This is a genomic window from Ignavibacteriales bacterium, from assembly GCA_016214905.1.
In the GTDB taxonomy this organism is placed as follows: domain Bacteria; phylum Bacteroidota; class Ignavibacteria; order UBA10030; family SZUA-254; genus PNNN01.
In genome coordinates this window covers 17,082-29,881 of the sequence record JACRMQ010000007.1, presented here as the reverse complement: position 1 = coordinate 29,881, position 12,800 = coordinate 17,082, and the positions used below count along the sequence as shown (strand labels likewise).

The 12,800-nt window shown below is 40.9% G+C and carries 8 protein-coding genes; 4 read left to right on the top strand and 4 right to left on the bottom strand.

The genetic code is table 11. The annotated features are described in order from the left end of the window. Nucleotides 1–112: 112 nt before the first annotated feature. The 4 genes from HZB59_07415 (at nt 113) to HZB59_07400 (ending at nt 3,797) form a co-directional block, all read left to right on the top strand. The gene (locus HZB59_07415; GenBank protein MBI5021244.1) at nt 113–1,480 is read left to right on the top strand and encodes a hypothetical protein; all 1,368 of its coding nucleotides are present in this window, start codon (nt 113–115) and stop codon (nt 1,478–1,480) included. Nucleotides 1,481–1,657: 177 nt separating this feature from the next. After that, nucleotides 1,658–2,419, top strand: coding sequence for a hypothetical protein (locus tag HZB59_07410; protein ID MBI5021243.1), 762 nt, complete (start codon nt 1,658–1,660; stop codon nt 2,417–2,419). 226 nt (nt 2,420–2,645) lie between these two features. Then, nucleotides 2,646–3,071 carry a hypothetical protein gene (locus tag HZB59_07405; protein ID MBI5021242.1) on the top strand — a complete coding sequence of 142 codons (426 nt, stop codon included), beginning with the start codon at nt 2,646–2,648 and terminating at the stop codon, nt 3,069–3,071. A gap of 231 nt (nt 3,072–3,302) precedes the next feature. Further along, complete coding sequence (locus HZB59_07400) at nt 3,303–3,797, top strand: hypothetical protein (protein MBI5021241.1); 495 nt, start codon at nt 3,303–3,305, stop codon at nt 3,795–3,797. A gap of 292 nt (nt 3,798–4,089) precedes the next feature. Here the strand turns inward: HZB59_07400 and HZB59_07395 are convergent, their stop codons facing one another. The 4 genes from HZB59_07395 to HZB59_07380 form a co-directional block, all read right to left on the bottom strand. Continuing rightward, nucleotides 4,090–8,130, bottom strand: a complete 4,041-nt coding sequence (locus HZB59_07395) for a T9SS type A sorting domain-containing protein (GenBank protein MBI5021240.1) — start codon at nt 8,128–8,130, stop codon at nt 4,090–4,092. 295 nt (nt 8,131–8,425) lie between these two features. Continuing rightward, a complete protein-coding gene (locus tag HZB59_07390; protein ID MBI5021239.1) occupies nt 8,426–9,349 on the bottom strand; it encodes a phosphatase PAP2 family protein in 924 nt (307 codons plus the stop codon). Nucleotides 9,350–9,447: 98 nt separating this feature from the next. Further along, the gene (rsmA, locus tag HZB59_07385; GenBank protein ID MBI5021238.1) at nt 9,448–10,263 is read right to left on the bottom strand and encodes a ribosomal RNA small subunit methyltransferase A; all 816 of its coding nucleotides are present in this window, start codon (nt 10,261–10,263) and stop codon (nt 9,448–9,450) included. Between the two features lie 4 nt (nt 10,264–10,267). Then, a complete protein-coding gene (locus tag HZB59_07380) occupies nt 10,268–12,799 on the bottom strand; it encodes an AsmA family protein (protein MBI5021237.1) in 2,532 nt (843 codons plus the stop codon). Nucleotide 12,800: the final 1 nt, after the last annotated feature.

The window sequence follows — 12,800 nt, the reverse complement described above, 5'->3', positions numbered from 1 at the left end:
TGTTTGTCCGAGTCTTCGACTCGTCCGCCCACTTCGTTTTTCCCGCGCAACGTTATGTGCAATGCCGTGTAATCGTAATTATATAAAGAGACAAGAGAGGACATTGTAAAATATGGACCCGATCCAAATCCAAACAATATTAACCAAGATCGAAGAATTCAACCAGCTTGATATTGACCGATTGCTTGCCACACTTTACGCAGATCAGGATATATCCCGCACAAAGGTCAATCAACTCACTGTCCCCGAGTTTGTAAACTTAACACGTAGAGTTCTTATCCAACTTAAGTCTGAACTTACAACTGGGCTCGGGTTGCTGTTGCCATTGAATGTCAATGCTCACGATGACTTTGGAGCATTAAACTTACAGAACGATCTCTACAATTTTTATAACCAAATCAAGGAGATGCAATTCAAACCCAGCGAAGCCCTTCTCCTAAAATTGGCACACTACCAAGTGATCCATGGGTTCTTTGATAAGTCTAGTCTTAAGGTACATGATCTTCGTGGCTTGAGAATTACAGAAATCGAAAACCGTCTCAAGCTAATCTCTGACCATCTTACCAAGAATATACAACTTAGAGATCAAATATTTAATGAACTTGAGAAAAAGAAGAATGAAATAAATGAGTTCGAGGCAACGAAACGAAAACAACTAGATCAAATCTCGGTTAACTTACAGACCGCAAATCAACAGACCAATCAAATCAATGAGCTACTTAACAAGAGTAACTCGTCAAGCACCCGCATTGATACTCTTCTTGAACAACAAAACAAGAATCTCGATCAAGCCAGCAAAGCAATCGATGAAGCACGCAATTTGCTGAAGTCATTCGGTTCGAAATCAGAAGAGCTAATGGATGATGCGAAATCCGAAATTACTCAAATTCAAGACCAGAATATTGAATTCAAAAAACAACTCGATTACGTTGAAGAGAAGAAAAAAATATTCGACGAAAGAAATGCTTATCTAGATGAACTCATTGGCCGAGAAGTAGGCGCATCGCTGTTTGAGACTTTTAAACAAAGAAAAAATGAACTCAGCCACCCTGTGCGTTTCTGGAAGTGGGCAGTTCTTGGGATGAGTATGATCACAGTCGTAGGAATTTATGCCATCTTTACAAACATCTTTGGTCTATACGGTACCGCCACGATTGACCTTGGCTGGGAGAGATTGGCTCTCAATTCTCTTAAGACGATTCCATTTTTTATTCTCTTATTTTTCGCCATTCGTCAATACTCAAGAGAAAGAACCTACCAAGAGCAATATGCATTCAAATCTGCGGTTGCCTTGACAATCAATGCATATTCAAAATTATTGACGAAAGACGAGAGCAAAGATCAGCTAATTGTAAATGCAGTCAATGGTATCTACCACTCACCAATCTCAGCAAAGGACAAATCAGATTCCGAAGAAAAGGATATTCTCGAAACGCTTAAGAACACGAGTGAAACAATCAAAAATGTTACAAAGAAATAAATAGTAACTACGGCACTGCAGATAACACGGCAAATAACGACGTTAGATGGAATCAGAATTATGAAAAGCCTTACTCAATATTTTTGTTCACGACAATGAGAATTATAGGTTCACAAAAATATTGCGTTGTTTGCCGAGACGTTAGGCGCAAGACTTTCTGCAATTGAAGGATATAATATGAAACTGTTTCATACATTTCATTACGCAGCATTTGATCAACCGAAACCAACTCTCGATGACCCACCGACTATCGCAGAGAGGGGAAGGGTTCGCCAAGCCCTCCTCCAGCTTGACGACATGCTGTGGCCATTTATTGACCACTCAGGTTGGGATCTTCACAGACACAGACAAGCCACGCATTATGTCTCGAGCCATCATTTTGTTTTCCTGCCCGATGGAACACCTGTTGTTAAGTACATCGACGGGATGTGGCTTCATTATGGAAAGAGTCGTGAGCAATTGGACTTTCTGAAAACTCTAGGTGGCTACGACTATCGAAAGATTGATGATGACGAATACTACAACGCATTCTATCTTCACACACGAGTCCAGTTCTATATCAACGCAGATTGCTTTCGGTGCTGGTTGCTTCTGGCTACCGACAAGAACTATTATGATCGATCCGAGTATCTCAAACGGCTGAATCGTGGCCAAGCTGAGCGGCAGAGACTGTTCCAGCTTGTCACTCCCTTACTGGGAAAGGGCTTCTTCTATGAAATTGATTCGTCTGTACTTCCCCTTCAAACTGGCTTAACGCAAGACCAACTCATCCGATTTGTAAAGAAGGATAAAGGCGGAGTATATTCTGGGATCGTCAAGGAATATAAACCTGATGATACTTTGCTAGATATCGACCGAATACGTGCTGAAATGATTTCCAACTTGGAGCTTTTGTATCCTCTTTACGATTTCATGGCTTGGCGACCATCAGGTATATGATGAAATCAGCAAAAAGCCCTGCGCCTAACACCGACAAACTACGACGCTCACACATTGTCAAAGCTCACGCACAATACCGACGCGCGCCACAGTGGAGTTCGCGCCACACCGCGCGTCATTTGGGAAGAACGCAAGCGTGGACGGGCGGCGTGGCATAGTTTGCGCACACGTTAGGCGTCATTGTTTTGCACTTAGATGCTTGGCATCTTTTTGAAGAGTAATCATAATGAAAATACCATTAAATCGATTATCACCTGAAGATCAAATATTTTTCGATGCTGTCCGGTCATGCCTCTCGCCTGATCTACTCACTACAGAACTGCAACGCTTGCACGACCTAAAAGATTTGAACGTAAAGGGGCATTGCTTTGTGGCAACGCATGCTTGCTTTCATTTGTTTGCAAAAGACAGAGGATTCCAACCGAATTGGTGCAATACAGCCGACGGTGGTACACATTGGTGGCTTTGTAAAGAGGACAAAACGGAAGCTATTGATCCGACTTACGAGCAAGCTCAACAGCCATTCCCTTACGACGAGGGGAAATCATGTAATGTATATACAATACGAAAAGGTTCTAAATTTATTGACAAACGATCAAATATATTAATCAATCGTGTTCAGACATATCTTAACATACTTAGTAAGGAATAGTATGGGGATAATGTCGATTGGCCTTCAACGAGTGAAAAACAACGAACGCCTAACAAGCAAAAACATAACGCTCAACCAAATTTTCCTGAGAGATTCTTCGACATTGAGTCTCGAATCGCTCAATGCTTCCGCTTACGATAATTAGTTTGTTATGAGTTCACTTCAGCATTGCGTACTTTTGCGACACGTTAGCCGCCATGCTACACAACCAAAAAGAAAGGATATTACTTTATGACAGAGAAAAACAAATATGACGAGCAGTTTGAAAAAGGGAAAGAGAATGCAAAGAAGGATGATGGGCTCTCCCACTGGATACATGACAACTTTTCAAAACCTCTATCTAGCACAAAAGAAGAGAAATCATATGATGCTGGATACGAAAAAGGTGAAGAAGAAAAATCAGGTGGATGTTTCATAACGTCTGCTTGTATAGAAGCAAAAGGGCTGCCCGACAATTGTCCAGAGCTTGAAACACTAAGGCGGTTTAGAGACACTTATGTAGTCCACCTCCCAAACGGTTCTGAACTTATTTCGGAGTACAAACGTATCGCACCCCAAATCGTTTCGATTATCAACAGATCTCAAAATGCTAGTTCCATTTACAATTTCCTTTTCGATAACCTTGTGGTCTCGTCCGTGAGCTTGATACATTCTGGTAAAGAGCGGCAGGCATTTGACAACATTTTCAGGATTGTCAGTTCTCTAAATACAGAACTATTGTCTTGACAAACATTATTGATCGCTTGGTTGTAACACGACGGCTAACAGCCGTAAAAATGACGCACGGGTTTTACAGTGAAAAGAAAATCAACTCTGCCGATGAATCTCAATACTTTTGTTCGCTTGAATGAGATTGATATGCTCACAGAAGTATTGCATTATTCACCGAACGTTATGCGCCACTGATTAATGAAAAATTCGTGTCGAAGCCATCACTTTGTGAAGAGCAATCTGCTGTAGAACTCCGGCTTCTATCTAAATTATTGCGTTGATAGAAGCCGGAGCTCAGGCAGATATTTTATTTTACTATTATCATCTTCTTCACATCGTTAAAAGATTTGGTTTGCCCGCCAACTGTTGGGCGGGTAAACATCCGGTAGAAATAAACACCGTTTGCTACCGGAACTCCGTAATTGTTTGAACCATTCCATTCTATTTCATGATAACCCGCTTCGATGATTTCATCGATCAGGCATTTTACTTCCTGTCCCAATAAATTATAAATCCGTAACGAAACATGACTCGTCTTTGGAACTTCATATTTAATTGTTGTAACAGGATTGAACGGGTTCGGATAATTTTGATGAAGCGCGAATTCAATCGGGATTGTATTTCCCGTTTCAAGAACAAGTTTCAACTCGGATGCTTGGCTGTTAAGTGTTATTGTGCCGTTATTGTCTAAGCCGACTTTCTTCGAATCAATTATAAGTTTTGCGCTTATACCTGATTGGGAGTTATACCATGAAATTTTGACAGGATATATCGCGTCGGTCGGCAATATCGGAAATTCTCCGCGCTCTCCTTTTTTGATGCACTCCACAAACGATTGAGATTTGAAACGTAAATCGAACACTCCCTGCGGCGGCAATGGAGGTAATTCAAAAAGATCCTTTTTAAATTCATCCGTATAAAAACCGAAATAGAGATTGCGCGAACTTCCGCTCGCGTCGGTGATGGTTATGCGGCTGAGTTGTTCGACTGTTTTTTTTGCGGATTCATTTTTAAGAAAACTGAACGTACGATAGATGATAATATAACCGCTGTCGTTTGTTTTAATCCAATAACCCGCGCCGGGGTAAATTGTATCGGCAATTTGATACCCGCCCGTGAATCCAAAATAACTCGAAACAATATTTCCGGCAGGATCAGAAATCAAGCCATTCACATCAACGGGATAAGAAATAGACCCGATCATGTTCCAACCCGCCCTCACTTTAATTGTTTCCTCAACACTCGGTGTTCCAACCACGGCAACGTTATGATCTTCTGAAAATTTCAACCAATAACCAATCCCTTGTTCCGGAAAATCGACAGCTTGATATGTGCCGTTATAAGCGAAAGCTTTTGATACCGCGTTGGGGAAATGATATTGCTTATGATAACTGGGGCATTGGGTTGGAATGGAGACGATGTTCCATCCTTTTGAGATAGAATAAAATAATTTTGGGTTAATGATAAATGTATCTGAAGAATCGAGTTGATAATTGGGACGGATGAACAAGATGCCGGGGTTTTCATTCAATATATGTCCCGATTTTATTTTTAATGATAAACCGTAAACGATATCGGCATTGCCGCCGATTGTTGTTTCGTCTTCGATTGCCGCGGGTGGCATGGAAAATTGAGTGCTCATCGATGGGTTGTATGTTTTATTGTAGATATAAATAATCTCAACGCCATCGTCAATCGTTGTTGGATCCCAGATACTGTTATCATTTTGATCGCGCCAGGCAATCGTAATCTGACGCGGGGCGGAAGGATTGCTTATATCCCACACGCTGAACGGAAGATTGACAAACGGATTTATAGATTGAATCATGTAACCGTTACTTGGCCCGGTACGTCTCAAACGATATGCTTTCTGTGTGTTGCCGACATCGAATCGGACTTCAACAGGAAAAGATTTTTTAGAAGAAAAAGTTGGAGACATATGACCGAGATAATTGAACAGCATCGATCCGGTTGTTACACCGTTGTTAAAAGCCCTGTGTTCATCGATGTTGAAACGATTACCCTCAAACCAAGCCGGATAGTTGGAAATCCAGATAGTTGAATCGCGGTGAAGACCCATGCTTCCGAAATTATCGCCGGCTATTAATTTTATTCCGTCCGCAACCGGAACAGAGTATCCGCCATCTAACAGAGTTTGAATGTTTAATTTTGAAAAAAGCGTGTCACCCGTTTCTGTGTCTTTAAGAGTTATTCCCTGGTTACGATTCGTATCAACAGAATCTGTAACTGTAATAAGATAGAGATGATCGGTTGAGGCGGCAGGATCAATGATGGTAGAATTAATCATCCAGTCACTTTTTCCGGATGCGTGGTACAAAGGTGTTCCATAGATTTCATCTCTGTATTGCTCAACGGGGAATGTCAGCGTGTCTGTCCAACGATTCCTGCTCGAATCTGATATTATAATCTTGACATGATATACCGAGTCGGAATAACCGGGGTCGACGTAAAAACTAAAGTATGAATTAACATCATCCGGAATGTAATTCATCGTATAGGATGAACCGGTGTTTAATGTTCCTATATCTATAGTTTTTATCTCTCCTGTCGGCTCGGTTGAGAGTTTGATGTTCGGTAAATTGGTGAAAGAATTATTATTAAGAGTAAAATTGAACCGGACAGTTTCTCCCGGGTTCGGAATGTCGTCGTTGTTTAAATTGTCGGCGTTAATGGTGCTGCTTGTGACGGTTATAGGACCGGTGGTAGTGATTTCTTCAATTACGTGGGGCCAGCGAATGACATTGGCATCATTGTAAGTGACCTCGAGATCGAGGTATAAACCGCTGTCCTGACGCACGACCGGAATCAGATTCCCGAAAATATTGTCGCCATTAGCAATATCGTTATGAAGACCATCGTCAAATAATTGTTCGAGGACGGCGATCGTTGTGTCGTACTTCCGCAGGTATGCGGTAATGTTTGTCGCGTTGATACCGTTCGCATCAGCTTGTAATTTAACTCTCGTCAATTGGCTGCTTACATAATCTAAGGAGATCGATGTGGCGGGAGGTGCATAACGGAAATTGTTGTCATAAACAGATTGGGCAACAAGGTCTGCCACTTTTAAAATCGATACACTGTTAACCGGATTATATCCCGATGCTATCATGTTAGCAGCGACAATTTCCTGCGTATCGCCCGGCGCCAGATTGAATGGACCCGAAGTAATCATGTACCTTACATCAAACGGATTATTATCAATCCAATTAGTCGGAGGATTATTCCCTTGGTTGGGATCTCCCGGAAACATGAAGTCTACCGGATTTCCGAGCGGGTCTTGAAGCTTTACACCGTTTTTATCAAATGAGCGCATGTAATTATACACATCTTGAACGGTATTAGGATTACCGATATTAGAGGCGTCATTATTATATCGTATGAAAGAAGTCATTTTTAAATTTTTATAATCCGGAATATATTTACCAGAAACATATGCCGTGTCGCCGGGAGAAGGAACGATAGGTCCCTGGAAAAAATCAAAACCTACTGCCGGTGGCGCGCTGCCGTATATTCCATCACTGCCGTTGTTATATGTGTAGCCGAGTCCGAGAATTGTATCGCAACCTGCCAGGTCGTTACTGGCTTCTCCAAGATCATCATCAGACCATACGGTTACGTAAGCATTGTTGATATTTTTTCCGCCCTTGTTTATGATTTTCCATTTGTAAAAAATTGTGTTGCCGAGAACTCCGGCCTGATTGTACGCGAAACCGGTAAGCTGGATTTCTACACCGACCGGTTGAGGATGGATATTATGTATATAGTTTGGATCGGCATCATTGAATACGCACCAGACAGTTTGATTGCCAAGAAGCTCGGGCTTATCGACACCGGGATCCCAAACACCATTACTATTGACATCGATCCACGGCGCTCCGTCTTCAGCGGGCCAGTTAGCATAATCGGGATTATTAAGTGCGTCGTCTCCGGTAGATATTTTATAAACTTTCCAGCGCGGGTCGTAGATATTCACACCCGAAGCGATCGGACCCGGAATATACTCGGAACTGTATTCGGCAATCGCCATACGAATAGAATCGGTTGCGGCATCGATACCGCCTATCCACAAACCGGATGCGTAGATAGCTGTCTTGCCGCTGCCTTTTGGCCATTCAAAACCTGAATTACCGGTTGATGGAATACGGTTGAATGTTCCATCGTTCTTAACATAAGTTGAAATATTGTTGATGTTTATTTGTGTGAAGTCGTTAACCGTTGAAGGAGTTCTATGTGATTTATTTTTTTGATTTCCCGATCCGAAAGAAAAACCGGAATTGCAAAACGATAATACACAACATAACAAAACGGAGAAAAATATTCTGTGCATAAAACCTCCATGAAAAGAAAAACCCGGATATGAAAACTCAAATGATGAATTGTCATAAATTGATTTAAAAGATATCTGATGCCTTGATCAGATTGGAGATTTATTTCTGCCGAATTATAATGGCGGAAAGAACCACATCCGTGAATGAAAGATGATACAAAAATCGGGTGTAAAAAACAACTGATTTATTTTTATCAAAATCATAAGGAATATCTAAGAAATATTCCCTATTTTGTTGAGATTATTATAGATTTGCGTACCTCATTATCTACGGGATTTCTATAAGGCTTAATTGTTAAGCGTTAAATTTCATTTCCCACCACAAAATCAACCTCTTTGCGGTCCAAATCGTTACAGCTGCAAAAATAAATCCACCGATTATATCAATCACATAATGATATCTCAAATAGACCGTTCCTATTATCAGCAGAACTCCGAGTAGATCAATAATATATCGGATTGAAAGCTTGTAGCGGTGAGCGTAATACATAGTAAGTAAAGTCATTTGCGTATGTCCGCTCGGGAAAATATCGCGTTGCGCATAGGCGATCGGGTTGATTACACTTTTCGGTATCGATTCGCCGGCATTTATAAAATCTCTGAGATATGGAGTTAACCATAACCCCGGCAACTCGGAATCGAGCAGAGCGAAATTGTGCAGCGTGAATCTTGGTCCTACTCCCGGAAACATTAAGTAACCCAAATAAGACAAAACAAAACCGTAAACAATAGTGAACGCGAAGAAATTAAATTTATTCAATTCTTTTCTTCGGTATAACTCGATTGCTACCGCGAGCATGATAAAATAATAACTTGTGTAAGCCATCTGCAAAATCTCGGTGATAAGCGGAGTTGAAAATTGCGACAACCAGACTGTCGGATCAACGTTGAATATCGCCCTATCGATATTTATTAAAAATCTATCCCACTCTTTTCCGCCGGTTGCCATGATAGTGTAGTGGACTTCCTTGAAAATAAAAAAAATCCCCGGCACCGGATACCAATCATGAATGAACCGCGCTATCTTGAATCTATTCGATACCGATATTTTTGAGAGAAATAATATTAAAACAGTAACGGCAATGTTTATGATCAGTATCGAAACATTCGTAATTGTTCCGGGGAAAAAGATACAACCGAGAATAGAAAGGATCTGTGAAAAAATGATGAACAGAGCATCAACAGGTTTAAGATTTTTAAATATATTTTGAATATTCACTCGAATAAATCCTCGTTAAACTATCCAGTGTAAAAGTAAAGTTGCAATATTTAAGAAATCAGAAATCGGATGCATTTTATCTTATCTTATCCATACAGTCAACTAAGTATACGCTGGATATTATTCGTGAGAGAAATAAAATCTTTGATTGAAAGTTCTTCCGGTCTTTTGATAAACAAAGGATCGGTACTGGTTTGAATGTTTTCGAGAACTTCTTTTTCAAAAGGCATGTACAGCAAACCGTTCCGTAATGTTTTCCTTCGCTTTCCAAAAACTGTTTTAACTATATCATGAAATAATTTTAAGTTTACATCTCCTGGTAACTCATCGCGAATCAATAGTTGGATGACAGATGAAGTTACTTTAGGTTTCGGGTAAAAACAGTTCGGTGAAACGTTGAAGAGGAGTTTCGGAGTTCCGTAGAATTGGGAGAAGACAGATAAAATTCCGTATTCTTTTGTGCGGGGAGATCCCGTAATCCGTTGTGCTACCTCGCGCTGCATTGTCAGGGTTATATCGGAAATTGCTTCTCTTTCATCGAAAATTTTAAATAAAATCGGACTCGTGAGATGATAAGGAATATTCCCTACTATTCGAATTTTTGTATCGTATTTTTTTGAGATTGATTTTAATGATATGTCGAGAAAATCCTGGTGAATTATCTCGAGATTTTTTGATGATATGGTTGAGCGCAGTTGCTCTATAGCGCGAGCATCTATTTCCACAGCGATGAGTCGTTTTGGATTGCTCACCAAATGACGGGTTAAAGCGCCTTGTCCGGGCCCGATTTCGATAACAACATCTTCGCCCTGAAGCTTGAGTGACTTTGCGATGTTTCGAGCGATATTATCGTCGATTAGAAAATTCTGGCCGAGTGATTGCTTCGGTCTAACTGTTATCTTTGGTGTTGCCATGCCCTTACGGCTTTTTAAAAAATTTCTTGATACCCTCTTCTGCTTTCTTTTTCAACTCGTCGCCGATTTTTTTCTTTCCTTCGTCAAGCAATTTCTGTTTTTCTTTATCGAGCGCCTGCTTCGCCATATCTTCCTGTGCTTTCGTGTTCAGCGAGAGAGACGGGCTTGTTGTAGCACCCCTGACGTTGAAGTCTAAGCTAATCCGATTATCTTTATCTTTGAAAAATTGCACGAGTTGGCTTGCAACACCGGATAATTTAAGCCGATCTGATGCCGAAGAAGGAAGTTTAATGTTCAGTCCGTAATCCATTGCCCCGTCGAGTCCGTGGGTTCCGTTCATATTAAAATCTGTAGAGCCGGCATTTACTTTTAGATCTTTGATGTTTACTTTACCATCGGATATTGAAAATGCGTTTGACCAATTTTTAAAATCAACCTGTCGCAGTTCTTCTATTCCTGTAGCTTCGGCAAGTTTTGTTGTAAGAGGAAAACCGAGTAACTTTCCGTCAAATATTTGAACCTTGCCGTCGCCGCCGAGCGTTTGTGCGTTTAAACCGAGTGTATCATTAAGATCGCCTTTGATTCTTGTGTTCATTGTTAACTTGCCGAAGATATTCTTTCCGAACGAAGTAAATTTCGGAAGGGCGGCATTCGATTCGACACCGACCATCTCAAGATCAAGATTGAACGGTCGTTTTTTCATGTCCCTGACATCAAGCATTCCTTTTGTGAGAATCGTTCCCTCAAACGCATTCACTGAAAAATTTTTCAAATTGATGATACCATCTTTTATGTTCAAACTACCGCGTGCGTTTGTGAATTCAAATTTCTCCGTGGCTAATTTTCCTATCGAAACATTCGCGTCAACATCGACTCCGGGAAGAAACATCGCTTTTTGTTTTACAGGTTCCTTTTTCCCCGAATCCGTTACTGCTTGTTTCTCTTCGGAAATCAAATCGATCGTCCGAAGTTGTTTTGACGTGAGCGTAATCGACGCCGAAGGTTTCCCGCCCGCCTTCTTCGCATCTTCATTCACCATAGCCAAATAATTTTTCATGACGAATCCGAGCGTAAGATCGGACTCACCGATATTCATCGCGAGTTGCTTAGACTCTATGAGTTGATTATTAAATGAAATTGTGCCAATAAGATTACTGAGCGGTTTAGGCGAGTTTGACGTTTTTATTGTCACGTTGCCAAATTCAATTTTACCGTCAGCTTTAATGCTTTGCGGCAATTTTGCTTTTCCTTCAATTGAAATATTACCCTTTATAATTCCGCTCAATTCCGTTCCTTGTTCAAGCGGATAAAAATCTTTAACTTCATTCAAATTAAGGATTCCGGAAAATGATGCCGATAAAAACGGATCATCAAAATTATTCAGATTCAATTTTCCGTTCAATTCGTTTGTACCGAGGGATGCCGTGAATTTATCCAACGAAAAATTACCGATAGGTTTTTCACCTGCAATAACTTCTGGACGGTTAAATCCGCCTTTGATGTTGATGTTGGTTATCGATTTCGAAAGTCCGGTATATTGTATTGTACCTTTCGATACCGCAAATAATCCGGTGACGCCGGGAGTTTGTATTTCTCCCAGCGAACCTTTAATAATCGTCGAGAAGGTTATATCGCCAGAGCTTGAAATACCTTTTGCCGCTTTAAGTAAATCCGGCGGCACAAGCGAAAGTAATTGCTGCATTTGTGTGCCGGGTGTTGAGATTGTCAGATCGAACAGCATCGTTTCTTTTTGAAGCTGAGCAATAGAACCGGTAACGCTGAGCGGAAGCTCCCTAAGTTTCGCGTTTACCTGATCGAAGATCAATTTATCTTTGTCGATTTCGTATGTCAGTTTGATAGAACCGCTAAGGGGCTGCTCGATGAGAAGCCATGATGTGCCAGTGCCGTAACTGATTTTTTCGGTCGACGTTGTTCCGTTTATCTCTAATGTTCTCTTACCCGTTTCGGAAATTACGCGGGAAGTTTGATTGAAGCCGATCATTGTAAATCGGAAATCAGATTTTTTGTTGATGAATTCCAGATCGCCGTTATTGATTTCAAGATTCGAAAGGAGCAGGGCGCCGCCGCTGTTCTTTACGACTTCAACATTTCCATCTGGAGATTTTTTTTCAGACATCGAATAATTATTAGAACCGTCTTCCAACACCTCCATGTTTATCACGGGGTGATCAATTATTACGTAATTGATTTCTAAATTGTTTTTAAGTATCGCGAAGAGGTTAACTTTAAGCCGCAGGTTCTCGAATGAGAGAAAAAGTTCTTTCGTAAATTTCCTCTCCGGCGGATTAGATATTTGTAATCCATCTATCGAAACTGCAAATGACGGAAAGACCGAAAAAGAAATGTCCTGCACGGTCACGGTTCGATTCGTGGCTTCTTCGATCTTAGGTATGATGAGCGATTTAAGCCGGTCGCTCGTTAGGTAAAGCTTAAGCCCGATGAGAGCGATTGCCAGAAATGCGACAGGGATTGAAAGAATTATAATCCATAATTTTGCTTTTTTGCCTAGTGCCATG

What these genes read in the sequence shown, in the direction of transcription:
- HZB59_07415 (MBI5021244.1), top strand. Translation starts at nt 113, where the DNA reads ATGGACCCGATCCAAATCCAAACAATATTAACCAAGATCGAAGAATTC.
- HZB59_07410 (MBI5021243.1), top strand. Translation starts at nt 1,658, where the DNA reads ATGAAACTGTTTCATACATTTCATTACGCAGCATTTGATCAACCGAAA.
- HZB59_07405 (MBI5021242.1), top strand. Translation starts at nt 2,646, where the DNA reads ATGAAAATACCATTAAATCGATTATCACCTGAAGATCAAATATTTTTC.
- HZB59_07400 (MBI5021241.1), top strand. Translation starts at nt 3,303, where the DNA reads ATGACAGAGAAAAACAAATATGACGAGCAGTTTGAAAAAGGGAAAGAG.
- HZB59_07395 (MBI5021240.1), bottom strand. Translation starts at nt 8,130, where the DNA reads ATGCACAGAATATTTTTCTCCGTTTTGTTATGTTGTGTATTATCGTTT.
- rsmA (MBI5021238.1), bottom strand. Translation starts at nt 10,263, where the DNA reads ATGGCAACACCAAAGATAACAGTTAGACCGAAGCAATCACTCGGCCAG.
- HZB59_07380 (MBI5021237.1), bottom strand. Translation starts at nt 12,799, where the DNA reads ATGGCACTAGGCAAAAAAGCAAAATTATGGATTATAATTCTTTCAATC.